Source organism: Arthrobacter sp. StoSoilB13, assembly GCF_019977255.1.
Taxonomy (GTDB): domain Bacteria; phylum Actinomycetota; class Actinomycetes; order Actinomycetales; family Micrococcaceae; genus Arthrobacter.
The window spans coordinates 1,190,252-1,210,337 of the sequence record NZ_AP024648.1 but is presented as its reverse complement, the minus strand read 5'-3'; the positions used below and the strand labels follow the sequence as shown (position 1 = coordinate 1,210,337).

Below are 20,086 nucleotides of genomic sequence, written 5' to 3'. Positions count from 1 at the left end.
CATCAGCTCCACACGCTTTGCCAATGTGACTGCAATCACTATCGAACGGGCTGTGCCAGCGGTTCCAGAGAACCAGCGGCCACCGTCGCCCAGCGGTCAGGATGCTGCGCCGAACGGTGGGATGTGAGAGAACGTTGGGGAAAACCCGGTGGGATGTGAGAGAACGTTGGGGGAAAACGGCGCAGGATGTGAGCGGGCATCCGGCTACGCTGGCTCTATGCCTGACTCCCCGCTCTTCACCGCAGCCGCGATCGCCGTGATCGTGCTGGCCGTCGCCGTCGTCGTGGGTGTTGGGCTGAAGGTGATCCGTTCCTTCCGGGACCTGGGCACGGATGCTGAACGGGCCACATACAACACACTCCACGCCGCCTCGCGTGCTGGGCAGCATCTGCGTGGCGGGCTGCAGGCGGCCGGCGCGGCCAAGGCGAGCAAGCAACTGCGAATGCTCCTGGGCTGCGACGCGTTGGCCATTACCGATACCGATTCGGTCCTTGCATGGGACGGGTTTGCCGAGGAGCTGCGGCCTTCCCTCATGGGCCTCGCCGCCGAAGTGCTGGCGACGGGCCGGACTGCCGTGGTGCCCCACGCCGGCCATTCGGCCTCCGCAAGATCCGAGCACGGCCACCACGATTTCAGTGCCGTCATTGCCCCCATCCGTGCCGGCTCCAAAGTTGTCGGCTCGGTGGCAGCATTGGCGCCTGCGGCCGGAGCCGGCTTGGTACGGGCCACCAGCGAAGTGGCTGACTGGATTGCCGCCCAGCTTGAGCTGGCTGAGTTGGAGGCTTCCCGGACCCTGCTGATGGAGGCCGAAGTCCGGGCTCTTCGTGCCCAAATCAGCCCGCACTTCATTTACAACTCCTTGAACGCGATCGCTTCCTTCATCAATACCGATCCGGCCCGGGCAAGGGAGCTAGTGGTGGAGTTCGCCGACTTCACCAGGTACTCCTTCCGAAGGCACGGCGACTTCACCACCGTGGCCGAGGAACTGCGCTGCATCGACCGCTACCTTCTTCTGGAACGGGCCCGGTTCGGCGAGCGCGTGCAGGTGAGCCTTCGGATCGCACCCGAGGTGCTGAGCACGGTCATACCGTTCCTTTCCCTGCAACCGCTGGTGGAGAATGCGGTCCGGCACGGTCTTGAGGCGAAGGAAGGCCCTGGACACATCACCATCTGTGCCAACGATTCCGGCGCGTTCGCTGAGGTCACTATTGAGGACGACGGGGTGGGGATGGACCCGGAGCACCTGCGGTCCGTGCTTGCCGGACATACAGACGGTGAGCACGTAGGGCTGCGGAATGTCGACGCCCGCTTGCGGCAGGTCTATGGGGACGAGCACGGCCTCGTCATCGAAACGGCCCCCGGGCGAGGGAACGCTGATCACCATGCGGGTCCCCAAATCCCAGCCCGGACATGACGCCTGACACACCGGGCTAATCTTTAATCATGATCAACGTGCTCGTCGCTGACGACGAACTGCCTGCCGTGGAGGAGCTCGCTTTCCTGCTGGGGCAGGATGCGCGCATCGGCACCATCCACCGGGCGTCGTCCGGGGCGGAGGCTTTGCGGACGTTGGAACGGGAGTCCGTTGACGCGGTGTTCCTCGACATCCATATGCCGGCCCTTTCCGGTTTGGACATCGCCCGCGCCATTGCGCGCAGCAGCAGCCCTCCCGCCGTCGTGTTTGTCACTGCTGACGAAGACTGCGCGTTGGAGGCGTTCGACCTCGCTGCCATTGACTATCTCCTCAAGCCGCTGCGTGCCGAAAGGCTGGCACGTTCCGTTGACCGGATCAGCGAGCTGATCAAGGACGGGGCTGCTGCTCCCGAAATGATCACGGTGGACCTGGGAAGCACCACCCGCATGATCCGTCGCGATGATGTCAGCTATGTGCAGGCACAGGGCGACTACGCCAGGCTGCACACGGCCGAAGCCAGCTACCTGATCCGTGTCCCCCTCAGCGATCTGGAACAGAAGTGGGCGGAAGCCGGTTTCATCCGGATCCACCGCAGCTACCTGATTGCGCTCAACCATGTGGGTCATCTGAAGCTCTCTGCCACTTCCCCCAGCGTAAGAGTTGCCGGTGCGGAACTGCCCATCAGCCGGCGCCACCTGCCATCGGTGCGGGACAAGCTGCAATCCACGCGCATCCGGCCACAAGGATGACGCGCGTTCGGGTCACAGCACCACGCCAATCAGCGAAACCGGCTCCCCTGCGCTTCCCCTACGGTGGCGAAGTCGCCGAGGATTCGGACGTGGGACGTGTTTTCGTCCGTTCCCTTATCCGCTCGCAGTTACGGCTTGCCCTGGTGGTGGCCTGCGGCTTCCTGCTGATCCTTGCTTCGTTCGCGGTGTTCCTGGTCTTCGGACCAGGGGTTGCTGAGACAAGGATCCTGGGCATTCCGCTCGACTGGCTGTTGCTGGGGGTGGGGATCTACCCTGTGATCGGCCTCAGCGCCTGGCTCTACAACCGTGCGGCCGCACGCAATGAAGCGCGCTATAAGGACCTTGTGGAGGACAAGTGAACCCTGCTGTTGGCTTGGTCGCCTTTCTGGCAGTTTCGATCACGACGGCGGTCATCGGCTTCTACGGACTGCGCATCTCACGCACCACGGGTGACTTCTACGTTGCCTCGCGGACAGTCCCGCCGTGGTGGAACGCCTCAGCGATTGGCGGCGAATACCTCTCGGCCGCGAGTTTCCTGGGAGTCGCGGGACTGATCCTGCTGTCCGGAACCGATGCCTTGTGGTTCCCTGTTGGTTACACCGCGGGCTACCTCATGCTGTTGCTTTTCGTTGCCGCTCCCCTGCGGCGCTCCGGCGCGTACACCATCCCCGACTTCACCGAGGCGCGGCTGGATTCCAGAGTGGTTCGACGCGTCACAAGCCTTGTCGTAGTGGCCGTCGGCTGGCTGTACATCGTGCCCCAGCTTCATGGCGCTGCGCTCACCATCCGCATCACCACGGGACTGCCATCGTGGGTAGGTTCGACGGCGGTGGTGCTGGTGGTGTGCCTGACGGTGGTGGCTGGTGGGATGCGTTCCATTACGTTCGTTCAGGCTTTCCAGTACTGGCTCAAACTGACTGCGTTGGCTGTTCCTGTAATCTTCGTGCTCCTGGTCCTGGCTGGAAACGGCACCCCGCAGCAAGCCCAGCTCCCGGTCAATCCCACCGGCCAACCAGCGGCCAGCGCCTATCAGAACATTTCGCTCATGGTGGCATTGCTTTTCGGGACACTGGGGCCTGCCGCACGTCCTGGTGCGCTTCTACACAAATCCCGATGGACAGTCTGCACGCCGCACCACACTGATCGTGCTGGGGCTGCTCTCCGTGTTTTACCTCTTCCCCACGCTTTCCGGTGCGGTGGGCAGAATCTTCGCCCCGGAACTTGCACAGTCCGGACAAGCCGATGCGTTGGTCCTGCTGTTGCCCGGCAAGCTCGTGGGAGGAACAGCAGGTGAACTCCTCTCAGCGCTCGTGGTCGCCGGCGCCTTCGCCGCGTTCCTCTCCACCACGTCCGGGCTGGTGGTTTCGCTCTCGGGCGTCATCAGCCAGGACCTCTTCGGAGGAAGCGTCCGGGGATTCCGCCTCGCAGCGCTGCTTGCCGCCGTCGTGCCTTTGGGTTTTGCCTTCATGACAGACACCCTGGCCCTGGCGGGGAGTGTTGGGCTCGTCTTTGCCTTTACTGCGTCCACCATTTGTCCCGTATTGCTGCTGGGAATCTGGTGGCGCGGGCTGACTGATGCCGGGGCAATTGCAGGGATGGTGACCGGCGCGCTGCTGTGCGGCGGGGCCATGGTGATCGGCACTGTCATGGGTCAGGGCAACGCTCCTGCCTGGCTGGCCCAACCGGCTGCATGGACGGTCCCTGCCGCTTTCGCAGTGACGCTGGCGGTCTCGGTCTGGACAAAGAACCGCGTGCCGGCTTCCGTGAACCGCGTGATGTCCCGCCTGCACGTTCCAGAACGGCCAGTGGCTACCGAACGGTAACGGCCAGCACCTGTTGTCCATGCATTGGGCAAGGTGGACAATGACGCCATGTCCGAAGAACCGGATGCCGCCAGCCCGGCTTCCCTTAGCATCCGGGCCCAGTTGCTGGCCACCGAACACTGGAGCCTTCTTGCTTCAAGGAGCACCACGCAAGGTGAGGTCCTCACGCGTATCAGCATGTTCCTGACCTTCACCTCGGCCAGCCTGCTGAGTGTGGCACTGGTGGGTCAGGCTACGCAATTCTCCGACGCCTTCAGGGCATTCGCGCTGACCATTCTCACCATTGACCTTATGGTGGGGCTCCTCACCCACATACGCGTCATGAGCGTCGGTATGGAGGATCTGATGTACGTCATCGCCATGAACCGGTTGCGCGCCGCATATGTGGATCTGGACCCCGGCATTGCCAGGTACCTTATGGCTGGATCCCACGATGACGAGGAAGGTTCGAAACGTACATACTACTTCTTCGGCGGCAGGAAGGACTTCAGTCAGGTTGCCGGCAGCAGCATGGTGTTCATGGCGACCGTAAACGCAGCCCTGATCGCCTTGTTGGTGGGCTCGGCGCTGTTGGTTGCAGGACTGCCGGCCGTTGTGGCGGTGAGCGTCGCCGTAGTGGCAGCACTGGCATTCTTCGTTACAGCGCTGGCCCGTGGAAGGCGCCGCTACCTCGATGCGTGGAAGAACAACCCACCCATCTCTCCAACGCCACGGTAGTTTTGCGGACTTCTTAGTCGATGGCCGCCATCAGTTCAACCACGCGGTCCAGGAATGCATCCACCTGGGCTTCCTCATAGCCTTCGTCACCCTTGGCCGCACGGAAGACTGCACGACGAACGGTGTCCACGCTGAGGGGCTGGTCGTGTTCCAGGTAACCGATAAGTTCGGCGCAGAGTGCGTCCACATCCTGGACGTTGTAGCTGCGGACTTTCTTCTTGGCCGGGCGGCGGAACCGTTCGCCGTCGGGCCGGTGCAGCCGTCCGCGAAGGATGCCGGAAAGTTTACCGATCTGGCGCAGCCAGGCTTCCTCGCCCTGCTGGCTGATGAGGTCGTCGCGTTCCCGGCGTGCGAAGGCGTCCTCAAGCCGGTCCAAGGCAGCATCGACGCTGTTGGCGTCATAACCACCCTTGACCGGGTCAAAAGCTACATCGCGCACGTCCGCGCTGGACACTTGATCGGCGGCACCCACAGGGTTCTCGAAAGAAGTCCTGGCGCGGCTAAGGAACGCATCCACTTGCTTGGCGTTGTAGCCGTACTTGCTGCGCTCAACGCGATCGAACGTTGCGGGAATCTGGCGACGAATATCCAAAACCACTAATTTTCCTTCATCGGGGTTGTCAGACGCCGCTCAGCAGCGCGAACAGAACATAGGCTACAGGAGCCGCGAAGACGATCGAGTCCAAACGGTCCATGACGCCGCCGTGGCCAGGGAGGATGCTGCTCATGTCCTTCACGCCCAGTTCGCGCTTGACCATGGACTCGGCGAGGTCTCCCGCCGTCGAAGCAGCAACCATGCCGGTAGCCAGCACCAGGCCAACCCACCACGGTTTGTCCAAAATGAGGACACACGCGAGAACGCCAATGATCATGGCGCCCGCGACAGAACCCGCAAATCCTTCCCACGACTTTTTGGGACTGATCTTCGGTGCCATGGGGTGCCTCCCGAAGGAAGCGCCAACGATGTAACCGAACGTGTCGTTCGAAACGACCAGAAGCAGCATGGTGGCAATCTGCCAGGCTCCCTCTGGAATCCCGTCCGGCCATAGGCCGACTGGAGTCGCGCCACCGCTTGCATGCAGTGGGAGCGCCGCGAAGCTGATCAGGAACGGTATCCAGGCGAGAGTGAAGACACCCGCGAAAACGCTTCGGGGAGCGCCTGCAGCACTCTCGATGGAGCGCCACAGCAGAACCGCGACGCAGCTTGCGGTCATGGTGAACAGCAAGCCTTCCAAACCGCCGAAGTAGGCGGAAACCGGCATCACCAGCGTTCCGATCATCACAGGGATGATCGGCATCCTGGTTCCCTGGGCCTCAAGGGCCCTGAAGACTTCCCAAACGCCCAGCACCGCAAACGACGTGGTGAGCAGGACGAAGCCAAGCGGAAGGAAAAGCAATCCCCCAAGAACGGCGAAAAGCATGGCTAGCCCGACGCCGATGGCGGCCGGAAGATTGCGGCCTGCCTTCGGCGTCGGGTTACCTCGCAAACGCCTGACGCGTTTGCTCGTATCGCGTGTCGGGACCCTCCCAGCGGGTGCCGGCTCTGCCTGGTTCATTAGACCTCGAGCAGCTCGGCTTCCTTGCGCTTGAGCAGTTCGTCGATGCTGTCGACGTGCTGCTTGGTGATGGCGTCGAGTTCCTTCTCGCCGCGCGAACCTTCGTCCTCGCCGGCGTCGCCATCCTTGACGAACTTGTCAATTGCGTCCTTGGCCTTGCGGCGGATGCTGCGGATGGAGACCTTGGCGTCTTCACCCTTGCCCTTGACGATCTTGACGTACTCCTTGCGGCGCTCCTTGGTGAGCTCCGGGATGGTGACACGGATGATGTTGCCGTCGTTGGAGGGGTTGGCGCCAACTTCGGAATCGCTCAAGGCTTTCTCGATGTCACGCAGAGCCGTCTTGTCGTACGGCGTGATGAGGATGGTCCGTGCGTCCGGAACTGCGAAGGATGCGAGCTGCTGCAGCGGAGTGGGAGTGCCGTAGTACTCCACGATCACCTTGTTGTAGAGCCCTGGGTTTGCCCGGGCCCGTACGGATCGAGGCGAAATCTTCCTTGGCAACCTCAACCGCCTTGTCCATCTTCTCGCCGGCTTCGAGCAAGGTCTCTTCGATCACGGGTTTCTCCTCAGAAAATAGTCGCTGCCCAACTGCGGGCGGCAATGCACGTTACAGGAATGCACAGTAAAGATCCGCCACGAGGGGCGGACGGTCCTAGAAATATCCTAGCCGCTGCTAGGGAGTAACCAGGGTTCCCAGCGTTTCACCCAGGATGGCGCGGGTAACGTTGCCCTCGCCCTCCATGCCAAAGACCACCATGGACAGGTTGTTGTCTTTGCACATGGTCATCGCTGTCTGGTCCATGACACGGATGTCCCGGCGCAGGGCGTCGTCATAGCTGAGGACATCAAGCTTTTCGGCGGATGAATCCTTCTTGGGATCTGCCGTGTAGACGCCATCCACACCACTCTTGGCCATCAGTACGACGTCGGCGTGGACTTCGAGGGCGCGCTGCGCAGCTACCGTGTCCGTGGAGAAGTACGGCAGGCCGGCTCCTGCACCGAAGATGACCACGCGGCCCTTTTCCATGTGGCGGATGGCCCTGCGCGGAATGTACGCCTCTGCCACCTGGCCCATGGTGATGGCGCTTTGGACACGGGTTTCCACGCCTGCTTGCTCCAGGAAGTCCTGCAGCGCCAGGCAGTTCATGACCGTGCCAAGCATGCCCATGTAGTCCGCACGGGACCGGTCCATGCCGCTCTGGGAGAGTTCGGCTCCGCGGAAGAAGTTTCCACCGCCAACCACAATGGCTACTTCAACGTCAGCGACGGCAGCAGCGATCTGCTTGGCAATAGCGCGGACGGTTTCAGGATCGACGCCGAGCTTGCCTCCGCCGATGACCTCGCCGGAAAGTTTCAGAAGTACACGGCGGCGGGTCTTCTCGGGCTGGATTGCAGTATTGACGGTTTCCATGGTGCCTTCCCGTTGGTGGACTCTGGCTAGATTATCGTGCTGTGGGTCCGCGCAGATACTACCCGGACGGGTGCATGAAAAAGGGGCGGCCACCGAAGTGACCACCCCTTTTCATGAATTACTAGTTTCCGACGCGGAAACGGGATACTGCGGTTGCCTTGACGCCGGCTTCTTCGAGGACCTGTGCAACGGTCTTCTTGGAATCCTTGGCGAATGCCTGGTCAACCAGGACCTCACCCTTGTAGAAGCCCGTCACGCGGCCTTCGACGATCTTGGCGAGTGCAGCTTCCGGCTTGCCTTCAGCCTTGGCGGTCTCTTCAGCAATGCGGCGCTCGGACTCGACCAGTTCGGCCGGGACGTCTTCGCGGGTCAGGTAGTTCGGAGCCATGGCTGCCACGTGGACGGCGATGTCGTGTGCTGCGGTGGCAGCGGCTTCGCCTTCGCCGTCAACAGCGAACAGGACGCCGACCTGTGCAGGAAGGTCCTTGGAGGTCTTGTGCAGGTAAGCGTCAACCGTGGTGCCCTCAACGCGGGAAATACGGCGGACAACAACCTTTTCGCCGAGGACAGCGCCCTCTTCGATGACGATCTCGGACAGCGGCTTGCCGTCGACCTCGGTGGCGAGCAGGGTTTCGAGGTCGGCAGCGCCGGACTCGACTGCAACGTTGAGGACCTTGTCAGCCAGCTGGATGAACTTGTCAGCCTTGGCGACGAAGTCGGTCTCGCAGTTGACCTCGATCATTACGCCCACGCCGTCGGTAACCTTGGCAGCAACCAGGCCCTCTGCGGTGGAGCGGCCTTCGCGCTTGGTAGCACCCTTGAGGCCCTTGATGCGGATGATCTCGATGGCCTTCTCGGCGTCACCGTTGGCCTCGTCAAGAGCCTTCTTGACGTCCATCATGCCGGCGCCGGTGCGCTCGCGCAGGGCCTTGATGTCAGCAGCAGTGTAGTTCGCCATGTGAACCCCTCTGTCTAGAAAGTTGTGTGTTTACGGACTGACAGGACGGCAGCCCACCATGTGGGCCGCCATCCTGTCAGATGCCCCCGATGCCGTTTCCGGCCTCAGGGAAGGTCCAGATTTAATTGGCTGCTTCGGCTTCGCCGGCTGCAGCTTCAGGAGCCTCGGCAGCCTCGGCGGCCGGAGCTTCTTCAGTCTTGCTGCCTTCGAGGAGCTCGCGCTCCCACTCGGCCAGCGGCTCTTCCGGAGCCTCGGTGGTGCCGGTGGCGCGCTGGTTGCGGGCGATGAGGCCCTCAGCAACGGCGTCGGCAACAACGCGGGTGAGCAGGTTGACGGAGCGGATGGCGTCGTCGTTGCCCGGGATCGGGAAGTCAACTTCGTCGGGATCGCAGTTGGTGTCCAGGATGGCAACAACCGGGATGTTCAGCTTCTTGGCTTCGTCGACAGCAAGGTGTTCCTTCTTGGTGTCAACAACCCACAGAACAGACGGGGCCCTTGGTCAGGTTGCGGATACCACCGAGGTTGGACTCAAGCTTGGTGAGTTCGCGCTTGAGGAGCAGGAGCTCCTTCTTGGTGTAACCGGAGCCGGCGACGTCCTCGAAGTTGATCTCTTCGAGTTCCTTCATGCGCTGGATACGCTTGGCGACGGTCTGGAAGTTGGTGAGCATACCGCCCAACCAACGCTGGTTGACGTACGGCTGGCCAACGCGGGTAGCCTGCTCGGCAATTGCTTCCTGAGCCTGCTTCTTGGTGCCGACGAACAGGACGGTGCCGCCGTGGGCGACAGTAGCCTTGACGAACTCGTAGGCGCGGTCGATGTAGGACAGCGACTGCTGGAGGTCGATGATGTAGATGCCGTTGCGCTCCGTGAAGATGAAGCGCTTCATCTTCGGGTTCCAACGACGGGTCTGGTGTCCAAAGTGGACGCCGCTGTCAAGCAGCTGGCGCATAGTTACGACGGGCATGCCGACGCTCCTTCCGGCAGGTCATTCATGAGAGAGCCCATGGGGCTGCTCTTACCCTGCCAATAGTTGACGGTTGTTTAGCCTTTGCCCGGACGGGCGCGGCTCCTGGCATCCATTGCGCTTCTCATCCGGAATGGAGCCGCAAAGGCTCAACCGGACCGCAAGAGGCACAATCCTCCGCAGCCTAAAGCCAAGCGGCTTCGCTGGTGGAGGGCTGGATACGCGTAGTCAGCTCTGGACCCTCACATATCTGAATGAGACATGTTCCTGAATTAGCTTGAGGGCACAGCAAACTGCTCCACCAAGTGTACTACAGCGGCACCACTCGTTTGACCTCCCGAACCCGGATGTTGTCGGGGACATTGTCCACATAGGACAGTCCAGGGATGGCACGGCAGGGCGCGAGCGGAAAGCCTTGCTACATGGCCATTTTGAAGCTTTCCATTTCCCTGCTCGTCCTCGCCGCGACTGTGGTTGGAGGCCCCGGCGCATCCGCACCCATAGGCGAGCGGTGGAGCTGGCCCCTCTCCCCCAAACCCGGAGTCGTTCGGACGTTCGATCCGCCAGACAAACCGTGGCTCAGCGGGCACCGCGGGGTTGACCTGGGGCCAGCGCTCGACGGCGCTTTGGTCGCCTCGCCTGCCGACGGCGTGGTGACCTTTGCCGGCGTCGTGGTTGACCGTCCGGTCCTCACGATCGATCATGGCGACGGACTCCGGAGCAGCTTTGAACCCATGACGAGTGACCTGAAGCCTGGAGATCACGTTCGCAAGGGCCAGTCCATTGGCTCCCTGGCGCTGGGGCACTGCAGCGGAACCCCCTGCCTTCATTGGGGCGTCCGCCGCGGCGAGGACTACGTGAACCCTTTGGGATTCGTGGAAGACCTGCGGCCTTCCATCCTGCTGCCCTTGGACCAGGTCCTCACCGACAAAGGACCACCTAGACGATCGCGGACACGCCGGTGATGGCGCGTCCGGTCACCAGGGTGTTGATCTCATGGGTGCCTTCATAGGAGTAGATGGCCTCGGCGTCGGAGAATATCTTGGCCATTTCATAATCCGTGACGATGCCGTTGCCGCCCAGGATGCCGCGGCCAAGGGCAACACTTTCGCGCATGCGTGCGGTAGTGAATGCCTTCGCCAATGCTGACTGCTCGTCCTTTGCAACCCCCGCATCCTCGAGCTGCGCCAACCGCACCATCATGCCCATTGACGCCACCGCATTGCCCAGGATCTGTACCAACTGGTTCTGCACCAGCTGGAAGGCTGCCAAGGGCCTGCCAAATTGCTGGCGCTCCACTGCATAGGCTCGGGCCACATCGAAGGCAGCGAGCTGAAGCCCCACGGCTTGCCAGGCGACGGCAAGGCGGGTGACCTTGAGGACTTTGTTGGTATCGCGGAAGCTGTTGGCATTGGCCAACTTGAAGAAGTCCGGAACCACCACGTTGTCCAGGACGATGTCCGCGTTCTGAACAGTACGCAGGGAGATCTTGTTCTCGATCTTGCGTGCCGAGTATCCGGGAAGCGAGGTGTCCACGAGGAATGCCTTGACCTGGTTGTCTTCCACATCCTTGGCGTAGATGACTACCCAATCGGAGAACGTGGCGTTGCCGATCCAGCGTTTGGCCCCGTCGAGGATCCAGTGGTCCCCCTCGCGCCGCGCCGTGGTCCGGGTACCGCCAGCCACATCTGAACCACCCAGAGGCTCAGTCAGGCCGAAAGCGCCGATCTTCTTCAGGGAGTAAATGTCCGGAAGCCAGGCATCCTTCTGCTCCTGGGAAGCCAGGGCCTCGATAGAGCCCGTGAATAGCCCATCATGCACTCCCATGAACGTCGCGATCGATGCATCGGCACGGGTCACTTCAGCGTGGAGGATGCCCGCAAACAGATTGGAGTACCCCTGCCGGCGCACCGGGCTGACCAGATCGAGTTCGGCGAGCTTGGGAATGAGGTCCATGGGGAATTCGGCGCGGTTCCAGCAGTCCACGGCGATGGGCTTGACCTCGCGTGTCAGGAACTGACGGACCTCGGCCAGACGATCCTGCTCCTTGCCCGTCAGCAATTGCTCAAAGGCGTAAAAGTCACCATCAGCATAGGGGAGGTTGTTGGCGTCAAATGCAGCGTTGGACATGTGCGCTCCTTCAAGGGTGGTGGTCACCTGCCACCACGTCACGGCCCCGGAAGTTACCGGCGAGTAGTAAGTTACTGATGAGTAACATACCGCAGCTTCATGGTTTACCGCAATGCCGGAGTCACCTCTCCCGATTCCAAATCATCTGATCGCACGGGACACTTCTGTAACGTCGCTAGTGCAACGCCGCACACAAATTTGGGGGAAGTGCAGATGATCAATCCACGGAGCGAAGCCATTTTGGTCCGCAATCGTAGCCGGAACGGCTTTGATGACAAGACCGCGGAACTGGTGGAGTACCGCACCGCGGGTGCGTTCACGTATGTAACCTTCAGTTCCGGGAAGACATACAAATACTCGGCGGACAACGTCATTATTCTTCGAAATCCCGCACCCATATTCCTCAGCCCCCACGACACCGTCATCGTGCGTGGCAAGGTTCTCCAAGCTGTCACAGAGGTCCTCCGTTTCGATTCCCCTCAGGGGCCATGGTGGCGCGTTTTTCATATGGGCGGCCCAGGGCCCTGCTTTCAAGCTTGTGGTGACAGTGAGATAGCAATCTCCCGGCCATCCGAGGAAGAAATACAAGCCCAGGTCGTGCTTGATTATTGGCGGGATGTTGCATCGAAGCTGAGCGCAGACGATCCGCTGCGCGGGCAGTACGAGAACTTTAGGAGCGTCCCCAAAGGAAGCGCGCTGGATGTGCTGCTCCAGCGCCAGCCCCTGGTTTCCCCGGAATTGGTTCAACAGCACCCGATACTGCCTTTCTCGTCAAACATCAGCCAACGAGAGGCTCTCCTGAGAGGACTCGGCCATCGAATATCGGCGATCGACGGCCCACCCGGTACGGGAAAGACCCAAACGATACTGAACCTTGTGGCCAACATCGTGACAGTTCCGGGGCAGACGGTTGGAATCGTCTCCTTCAACAACGCCGCCGTGGAAAATGTCCGGGACAAACTCGCCGAGGAAGGCTACGGATACCTCGTGGCGGACCTCGGCCGGAAAGAGAAAAGTACCGAATTCTTCGCCAAGCAGGAATCCAGGAACGCCAGGGTCGATCAATTGGTCGGCAGGCCATCCGGCGAGGCGCCGCCGTCAGAGTATGTGGCCGAACTCGACAGTCAATTGCAGACCCTGCAAGGGACCGCAAGACAGCTGGCCATATTGAAGCAGGAGCTGGACGCGTACCAACTCGAGAGGCGTCATTTCCTTCTGCGGGCAGACGCCCGTGAGGTGCCCGCCCTGGAAGGCGTCCCGCTACTGCGTGGCCCATCCGGTCGGATCCTGGAATTCCTGGCCGGGACCGCAATCACGCCCGTCGGATCGGGGCCACTCCGTAAACTTTTCCAGCGTCTTGGACTTCGCCTCCGATATGGACCACTCGGACGAATCGATCCCCACGACACCGATGTCGTGGTGCGGCTTCAGCGAGCCTATTACGACAGCAAGATACGGGAGCTTGAACAGCGTATCGATCAAGCGGAGCGGCTGCTGGCAAACAAGGACTACGGGCGTCTTGAGGAAGACCACCGGCGGGCTTCCAGACAGACCCTTGAAGCATCTCTCCACCGCCGCTACAGCCGAACCCGCAGGCGGATCCATTCAGAGGCCACCTACAAGTCAAACTTTGCAGGCTTCACCGCTGACTATCCGGTAATTCTGAGCACGTGCCACTCCCTGCGACGAAATGTTCCCACCGGCCAGCTCCTCGATTATCTGATCATTGACGAGGCCTCCCAAGTCGATCTGCTCGCCGCTGGACTGGCACTCTCCCGCGCCCGGAACGTCATCGTGGTCGGGGACCTTCAGCAACTTCAGCACATCGCCGATGAGAAGGCTTCAAGGAACTCCATGCGAGCCCCGTCCACCAGCGTGGACTACAGGAAGCACAACATTCTGTCCTCAATCATCGAGCAGTTCGGCGATGACCTTCCCCGCACTATGCTTCGGGAGCATTACCGCTGCGATCCGGCGATCATCGACTTTTGCAACAGGAAGTTCTACGGCGGGAGGCTGGTCCCCTACACGTCCAGCGGGCCGGGCGGTCAGCCGTTGGTGGTAGTCCGGACGGTGGAGGGTAACCACATGCGCCAGCACAGCAGAGGGGGGTCGGACCAACCAGCGTGAGGCGGACGTCATTGCCAAGGAGGTCCTCGGGCGATACTGCTCAGGTATCAGCAATGACCAGATCGGAATGGTGACCCCGTATCGACGGCAAGTGGACAAAGTAGCTAAAGCCCTGCTCAGTAGCATCCACGCCGACACAGTCCACAAGTTCCAAGGACGGCAGAAGGACGTGATCATCATGAGCACAGTCCTGGACGAGACAAGCAGCGGACACCAGGGCGTCAGCTTCGTCGATGACCCGCACCTCGTCAATGTCGCCGTCTCCCGGGCAGTGAAGCGGTTCATACTTGTAACGAACAATGAGATGCTGCCAAAAAGCCGGCACCTTCGAGACCTCGTGCAGTTTATTCGTTACCGAAATCCGGAGGATGGTGTTTTCGACAGCAGCGTCCTGTCCGTCTTCGACCTCCTGTACCGAGAGTATTCAGCGTTGCTACGACCCTTGGCCGGCCGACTCCGAAACGGCTCCACGTTCGCTTCGGAGAATATTGTCTGGACTGTCTTGTCGGAGGTCCTCGAGGAAGAGGAGTTCTCCGACTTGGCTGTGGCCCCACAGGTCCTGCTGAAGAATTTGCTTCGCGATCCTGCGATGCTCACATCCCAACAGGCTTCTTTTGTCCAGAACCGGGCGAGCCTGGACTTCGTGGTCTATAACCGCGTCACCAACCTGCCGGTCCTGGCCATTGAAGTTGACGGTTTCGCATTCCACGAAGACAATTCCGCTCAACACGTCCGGGATGAACTCAAAGATGCCATCTGCCATGCCCATGGGATTCGTCTCCTGCGTTTGCCTACGACGGGAAGCGGGGAGGAAGCCCGCATTCGCTCGGAATTATCAGCGGCAGTGGGATGAACAGCCGAAGCGCAAAAGAGCCGTGGCAGACGTATGAAACGCCAGCCACGGCTCCCGTGCAAAGGTAGGGCTACTCGGACTTGAACCGAGGACCTTAGGATTATGAGTCCCGCGCTCTAACCAGCTGAGCTATAGCCCCGTGACGCCCCAGGCCGCTAAAAAGCAACAGTTGGGGCAAATGCACTCTAGCAATACTAATAGCTACTTGAGAGTGCTTTTGTCACACCACCATGTCCTCGTAGGAAGCACCGCGGTAGAGGTCCTCGAATGTCTGAAGGGTGCCGTTGATGCTGTGCGGCTCCACCATCTCGCGGCTGACCTTGCCCATGGCTTTAAGTTGGTCTTCAGGAAGCTCCACCAGCTTGGTGATCTTCGCGGCGAGCTCCGTGCTGTCGTTGGGCGTGAACAAGTATCCGTTTTCGCCGTCGCGGACCAGGTGCGGCAGTGCCATGGCATTTGCCAACAGCACGGGCGTGGAGGCGGACATGGCTTCGAGCGTCACCAACGACTGAAGTTCCGCAGTGCCGGGCATGCAGAAAATATCGGCCTTGATGTAGGCCTCGCGCAGCTCTTCATCGCTTGCCAGTCCAAGGAACTTCACCCGATCCCCCAAGCCAAGCCTGGCCACCTGTGCCTCCAAGGCCGGGCGGACTTCGCCGCCACCCACGACCTCGAGGTGGACGTTGAGTTCGCGCGGGGTCTTGGCAATGGCGTCGATCAGCACATTGACGTGCTTCTCTTCCGCAAGCCGTCCGGCGAAAAGGACAGTGGGGTTGGCATGGGGCTCGATCGTCTCGCCAGGCTGAAGCTCGTACGCTGCGGAATCAATGCCGTTGGACAGGGGCAGGACTTTACGGAGGAACGCGTGCTGGTGCATGGCCTTGGCGGCAAGGGGTGTGGGTGTCGTGACGACGTCCGCCTGGCCCATCACCTTGCCCATGTCCTTCCAGGAGATGCGCCCCACGATGTCCTTGAACCACTGCGGGAACGGAAGGAACGGGTTCAGGTTTTCAGGCATGAAGTGGTTTGTGGCAATAATCCTGATGCCACGCTTCACGGCCTCGTAGAGTACGTGTTCGCCAATCATGTAGTGGCTTTGGATGTGCACCACGTCCGGTTGGACTTTGTCGAACAGGAGACTGATTTCCTTCTTGATTTCCCAGGGGAAGCAGATGCGGAAGTATTCGTGGGTGAACACCCCATGGGAGCGCAGGCGGTGGACGGTTGCCTCGTCACGGAACTCGGTGTAGCTCTTGCCCGTGTCCGGTCGGCAAGCCAACACGTGCACGTTGTGTCCGCGCGCCGTCATTCCCTTGGCCAGGCGGTAGCCGAACTGCGCAGCACCGTTTACGTGCGGCGGGTAAGTGTCCGCCGCGATCAGGATGGTAAGGGGTTTGTTGGTGTCGGGAATGGTCACGTGGAGAACTCCTGATGGTCACGGTGCGGAACAGCCTTGAACGGGTCAATGCTGCGGTGTCGCCGGGTTGCCGGACCGCTGGGAAGCGGTGGCGCAAGGATCAAACTTTGCCTAGGCCTTCCGGCTTGCAGCCGCCTTCGCGTCCTTCTTACGCTTGGTGACTTCCGGATGGTGCCGGCTCAAGGCAATAACTCCCACGATAGCAAGGGAAGCTGCGGCGGCCATGCTGATTGCCATCACGGCATGGACATCGGGACGAAGCTCACCAAGGATAACGATGCCGATGGCGATGCCCACCATGGGGTCCACCACGGTCAGTCCGGCAATAACCAGATCCGGAGGGCCACCTGAATACGCGCTCTGGACGAACCAGGAACCAAGGCCGCCGGCGGCGGCGATGGCAATGAGGGTGTACCACTGCACATTGAGCAGGAACAGGCCATTGGGGTCCAGGAGGTGCTTGCCGATGATCCGGGTCAGGACGGCCACGAAGCCAAACAGTACACCCGCTCCCAAGATGTATATGAAGGCGCTCATGCGGTGTTTGAACAGCACCGCAAGAGTGCCGAAAAGGCCCACGGCCAGGGCCAGGAGCAGCACGATTGTCAGTTCGTCTTCAGCGTTAACATGGTGGTTTTCCTGCGTGACATTAACTGCCAGGAGTACGAACAAGGCCGATCCGGTGACGCAGGCGGTAATGGCAACCACGGTGGCGCGGTTGATACTCAGGCCCTGGTCCTTGGCATTGACCACGGTGGTAATAACCAGTGCGATCGCACCAATCGGCTGCACCACCGTAAGGGGTGCCGATACAAGGGCGATTGCATTCATCACCATGCCTAGGCACAACAGCAAGAGCCCAAGCATCCATCGTGGGTTTCGCAGAAGCCGCAGGAACCCGTTGGAACTCAGGGCAAGCCCGCCGGTATCGGCTTTTACTGCGCTTCCCTGGCGTTGTGCACCGATGGCAAGGAAAAAGGCGCCAAGTACGGCAAGGAAAACCGCCAGCCACACCATCAGCCGTGTCCGCCGTCGTTGGCCCGCAGTTCTTTGCCTTTGCGCAGGATGGCCCAGTAGTAGTTGTAGGCCGCAATCCAGTGGCCCAGCAGGGCCGAGGCCAAGGAAGACCCAAGCGGCCGCGAAGTAGGCGTCGGTGTAGGGAATCGGCAATTTGGAAAGTACCAGCAACGGCGTGCCCACCAGCAGCAGCCCGGTGCGGATCTTGCCGATGATGCTGACGGGAAGGTCTGGATGGCTGCGGAAGTAAATCAGCGAGGCAATGGCCAGAATGGCGTCAGGCACCACCAGCGCGGCCAGGTACCACCACTGCACGACGCCGGCGATCGCCAAAGTGACGGCAACGGCTATGAGCGCGGCCCGGTCCGCCAGGGGGTCCAGGATCCTGCCCAACTTGGAGGTTTGGTCATAGCGGCGGGCGATATAGCCATCCACCCAGTCCGTGCTGCCCACGATGACCAGCACGAGCACAGCGAAGCCATATTCCTTCTGCCACAGGACCAACCACACAAAGAGCGGGACGCCCATGAAGCGCAGTACGGTGAGCACATTGGGAACGGTAAAGACGAGGTCGTGGTCCACCTGGGGACGGTCCGGATGCGAACCAGCACCGATGAACCTCATGGTGTCCCCCTTTCCTCTCCTCCAGTGTGTGCGGTACCGCGTCAGGCTGCTACTTCTTCAGCAGCTTCCGCAGGGCAACCACGAAGACTGCAGCCGCGGCGGCGAAAGCCACGAGGTCCTTCCACCGGGACGCAAGGCGCCCGGCGAGGTCCTCGGGGACGGCCTCCCCAAGGTCAGCGAACTTGGCCGAAGCAAAGTCCTTTCCCTCCTGGAGTTTCACGGTGGCTGCCCCAAGCAAAGCCTGGCTCTGCTTCTTGACGTCCAACTGCTCGCCAAGCTCATCGCGCACGCCGGTAAGGTGTTCGCGCCGTTTGTTCAGGCGCAGGCGGAGTTCTGCCTCCGTGGGCGCCTTGGCTGCGTCCGCTTCCTTGGCAGCTTCCTTTGCAGCCTTTTCTGCCTTCGCCTTTTCGGCGGCAGCTTCCTTGGCAGCCTTCTCCGCCTTGGCAGCGGGCGAATTGGGATCGAGGATCGATTCGTCGAAGGCCGAGCCCTCCTTCGCAATTCCAAGATCGTGCTTGAGTCCACGGATGGTGTCTTCAGGGATCAGAGGCATGGCCTTCTTGAACTTGGAGACACCGATCAACGCTCCGAGCGCGACGATCACGAGAAAGACCGCTGCAACGATCAACGCCGCAAGCCAGCCCGGCATGATGGTAGCCAAACCGAGAATCGCGGCCACCACCAAGGCGATCACCAGGAGCGACATGAAGACAAGGGCTACCCCAAAGAACGCGCCGGCCACCCCAACCTGGGTGGCCTTTCGCTTGAGTTCGACCTTGGCAAGGGCGATCTCATCGTTGAGTTGCCTGGGAGCCAAACGGGCAACGAGCTTGAGGGTCTTCGGCAAAGTACGGATGGCTGGTCTCGTGCTGGTCCGGCCGGTGTGACGTCCACTCATTGGGTTCCGCCTAACTGCTTCCTCTGGGCATCGTGTCGGGCGAACGCGGCCGGAAAAAGATCGCCGCGGGCACCTGTCCTCAAAACTATCATTCAGTTTCCGGCTCAACTTTCGCCGATGACACCGCGGCGCGCCTGACGCAGCTGCATAAATATGATGTGACGGCCATAGGATTGATGATCGTGACCAATCCAATTGCTCCGGGCGATTCCCTGAGCCGACGCGAAAAGCTTGTCTACATTGTCCTTCTCGGTGCCCTGACCGCTCTGGGGCCCTTCACGGTGGATCTCTACCTTCCTGCGTTCCCTGCGCTGGAGGAGAGTTTTGGCGTATCAGCCACGGCGATCCAACTGACGCTGACCGGCACCACGGTTGGGTTTGGCCTTGGACAGTTGGTGGTTGGTCCCTTCAGCGACAAGTTTGGCCGTCGCCTGCCCTTGATCCTCGCCACTGCCCTGCATATTGGATCGTCATTGGGCGCTGCATTGGCTACGGACATCGGGTTCCTGTCCCTTTTCCGTGTGCTCATGGGTATCGGCGCCGCGGGCGGCGGCGTTGTCGCCATGGCCATGGTCCGGGACCTGTTCCATGGCTATTCGATGGTCCGCATGTTCTCCCGGATGTCTTTGGTCAACGGGCTGGCTCCGATCCTGGCCCCCATCATCGGTTCCCAATTGCTGCTGGTGTTCCCGTGGCCCGGCATCTTCTACTTCCTGGCCTGCTATGGCACGTTGGTGATTGTGGCCGCGATCTTCTTTATTCGCGAAACCCTCCCTGCGGAAAGGCGCGGGAAATCCACAGTCACGGTGCGGCAGCGGTACAAAACGGTGCTGACGGACCGGATATTCGTGGGCATGTTGATGGTTGGCAGCCTGAACTTCGGTGGTTTGTTTGCTTACCTCTCCGCCTCCACCTTCCTGTTCCAGAACGTCTATGAATTCTCTCCCCAGGAATACGGCCTCCTCTTCGGGGTCAATTCGCTGGGCATCGTGGCGGGCGTACAGATCAGTTCGAGGTTGATCCGACGCGTCGCGCCACAGTGGATCGTGGCCGGAGCCACGGTATTCATGCTGCTTATGGCGGCCCTGATTATCGTGCTCGATCTCCTCCACGTGGGTCTGTGGGGCATCCTGATTCCGCTGTGGTTCTACATTTGCGCCACAGGCTTCCTGTTCCCCTGCGTCCAGGTCCTGTCCCTGGCGAACCATGGAGCCCAGGCGGGGACGGCGGCGTCGCTCCTGGGGGCAGCGCAATTCATGATGGCGGGCATCGTTCCCCCTGTTGTCGGCTGGCTCGGTGTCGATTCAGCGGTACCCATGGGCGCGGTCCAGGCTGTTTGCATCACCGGAGCCATTGCCGCACTGTGGCTGGTGGTCCGGCCGCGGACGGTCCCGTCAATTCATTAGGTATCTCAATCCACTA

15 protein-coding genes, 1 tRNA gene and 5 pseudogenes are annotated in these 20,086 nt (G+C 61.0%); 9 read left to right on the top strand and 12 right to left on the bottom strand.

Annotated features, from left to right (window positions below; genetic code table 11):
* The first annotated feature begins 217 nt into the window (after nt 1-217).
* From LDP01_RS17795 to LDP01_RS17775, 5 genes and pseudogenes are all read left to right on the top strand, one after another.
* Nucleotides 218-1,421, top strand: a pseudogene (locus tag LDP01_RS17795) (sensor histidine kinase).
* Between the two features lie 22 nt (nt 1,422-1,443).
* On the top strand, nt 1,444-2,163 hold the full coding sequence (locus LDP01_RS17790) for a LytR/AlgR family response regulator transcription factor (protein WP_224092204.1): 720 nt from the start codon (nt 1,444-1,446) through the stop codon (nt 2,161-2,163).
* Nucleotides 2,160-2,522 (top strand): DUF485 domain-containing protein, encoded by a 363-nt coding sequence (locus LDP01_RS17785; RefSeq protein ID WP_224092202.1) that lies wholly within the window; start codon nt 2,160-2,162, stop codon nt 2,520-2,522. Before LDP01_RS17790 ends, LDP01_RS17785 begins: the two co-directional genes overlap by 4 nt.
* Nucleotides 2,519-3,986 (top strand): annotated as a pseudogene (locus LDP01_RS17780) (sodium/solute symporter). Before LDP01_RS17785 ends, LDP01_RS17780 begins: the two are co-directional and overlap by 4 nt.
* A gap of 48 nt (nt 3,987-4,034) precedes the next feature.
* Complete coding sequence (locus LDP01_RS17775; RefSeq protein ID WP_224092200.1) at nt 4,035-4,703, top strand: hypothetical protein; 669 nt, start codon at nt 4,035-4,037, stop codon at nt 4,701-4,703.
* Between the two features lie 13 nt (nt 4,704-4,716).
* On the opposite strand, the gene LDP01_RS17770 is transcribed toward LDP01_RS17775, so the two are convergent.
* The 6 genes and pseudogenes from LDP01_RS17770 to rpsB all read right to left on the bottom strand — a co-directional run bounded on the left by LDP01_RS17770 (nt 4,717) and on the right by rpsB (nt 9,595).
* Nucleotides 4,717-5,301: a DivIVA domain-containing protein gene (locus tag LDP01_RS17770; protein ID WP_224092198.1), complete on the bottom strand. Its 585-nt coding sequence runs from the start codon at nt 5,299-5,301 to the stop codon at nt 4,717-4,719.
* 22 nt (nt 5,302-5,323) lie between these two features.
* A complete protein-coding gene (locus LDP01_RS17765) occupies nt 5,324-6,259 on the bottom strand; it encodes a phosphatidate cytidylyltransferase (protein ID WP_224092196.1) in 936 nt (311 codons plus the stop codon).
* Nucleotides 6,259-6,817 (bottom strand): annotated as a pseudogene (frr, locus tag LDP01_RS17760) (ribosome recycling factor). The gene LDP01_RS17765 and the pseudogene frr overlap by 1 nt, the downstream one beginning before the upstream one ends.
* Nucleotides 6,818-6,934: 117 nt before the next feature.
* On the bottom strand, nt 6,935-7,672 hold the full coding sequence (gene pyrH, locus LDP01_RS17755; RefSeq protein WP_224092194.1) for a UMP kinase: 738 nt from the start codon (nt 7,670-7,672) through the stop codon (nt 6,935-6,937).
* A gap of 121 nt (nt 7,673-7,793) precedes the next feature.
* Nucleotides 7,794-8,630, bottom strand: coding sequence for a translation elongation factor Ts (gene tsf, locus LDP01_RS17750; protein ID WP_224092177.1), 837 nt, complete (start codon nt 8,628-8,630; stop codon nt 7,794-7,796).
* A gap of 121 nt (nt 8,631-8,751) precedes the next feature.
* Nucleotides 8,752-9,595: pseudogene (gene rpsB / locus LDP01_RS17745) on the bottom strand (30S ribosomal protein S2).
* Nucleotides 9,596-10,017: 422 nt separating this feature from the next.
* On the opposite strand from rpsB, the gene LDP01_RS17740 reads away from it, so the two are divergent.
* The gene (locus LDP01_RS17740; protein ID WP_224092175.1) at nt 10,018-10,560 is read left to right on the top strand and encodes a M23 family metallopeptidase; all 543 of its coding nucleotides are present in this window, start codon (nt 10,018-10,020) and stop codon (nt 10,558-10,560) included.
* On the opposite strand, the gene LDP01_RS17735 is transcribed toward LDP01_RS17740, so the two are convergent.
* Nucleotides 10,535-11,725 carry an acyl-CoA dehydrogenase family protein gene (locus tag LDP01_RS17735; protein WP_224092173.1) on the bottom strand — a complete coding sequence of 397 codons (1,191 nt, stop codon included), beginning with the start codon at nt 11,723-11,725 and terminating at the stop codon, nt 10,535-10,537. The genes LDP01_RS17740 and LDP01_RS17735 overlap by 26 nt on opposite strands.
* Before the next feature lie 213 nt (nt 11,726-11,938).
* Between LDP01_RS17735 and LDP01_RS17730 the strand changes: the two genes are divergently transcribed.
* On the top strand, nt 11,939-13,855 hold the full coding sequence (locus LDP01_RS17730; protein ID WP_224092171.1) for a DEAD/DEAH box helicase: 1,917 nt from the start codon (nt 11,939-11,941) through the stop codon (nt 13,853-13,855).
* Nucleotides 13,856-13,865: 10 nt separating this feature from the next.
* Complete coding sequence (locus tag LDP01_RS17725; RefSeq protein WP_224093919.1) at nt 13,866-14,708, top strand: AAA domain-containing protein; 843 nt, start codon at nt 13,866-13,868, stop codon at nt 14,706-14,708.
* 65 nt (nt 14,709-14,773) lie between these two features.
* Here LDP01_RS17725 and LDP01_RS17720 read toward each other — a convergent pair.
* The 5 genes and pseudogenes from LDP01_RS17720 to LDP01_RS17700 all read right to left on the bottom strand — a co-directional run bounded on the left by LDP01_RS17720 (nt 14,774) and on the right by LDP01_RS17700 (nt 18,664).
* Nucleotides 14,774-14,847, bottom strand: a tRNA-Ile gene (locus LDP01_RS17720).
* A gap of 81 nt (nt 14,848-14,928) precedes the next feature.
* Entirely contained in the window at nt 14,929-16,125 is a 1,197-nt protein-coding gene (locus LDP01_RS17715) for a glycosyltransferase (protein ID WP_224092169.1), read from the bottom strand.
* A 111-nt stretch (nt 16,126-16,236) separates the two neighbouring features.
* Nucleotides 16,237-17,142: a DMT family transporter gene (locus tag LDP01_RS17710; RefSeq protein ID WP_224092167.1), complete on the bottom strand. Its 906-nt coding sequence runs from the start codon at nt 17,140-17,142 to the stop codon at nt 16,237-16,239.
* Nucleotides 17,142-17,766 (bottom strand): annotated as a pseudogene (locus tag LDP01_RS17705) (CDP-alcohol phosphatidyltransferase family protein). The gene LDP01_RS17710 and the pseudogene LDP01_RS17705 overlap by 1 nt, the downstream one beginning before the upstream one ends.
* Nucleotides 17,767-17,815: 49 nt before the next feature.
* Entirely contained in the window at nt 17,816-18,664 is an 849-nt protein-coding gene (locus LDP01_RS17700; protein WP_224092165.1) for a phage holin family protein, read from the bottom strand.
* A 176-nt stretch (nt 18,665-18,840) separates the two neighbouring features.
* Here LDP01_RS17700 and LDP01_RS17695 point away from each other — a divergent pair, with 176 nt between their 5' ends.
* Nucleotides 18,841-20,070 (top strand): multidrug effflux MFS transporter, encoded by a 1,230-nt coding sequence (locus tag LDP01_RS17695; RefSeq protein WP_224093918.1) that lies wholly within the window; start codon nt 18,841-18,843, stop codon nt 20,068-20,070.
* Nucleotides 20,071-20,086: the final 16 nt, after the last annotated feature.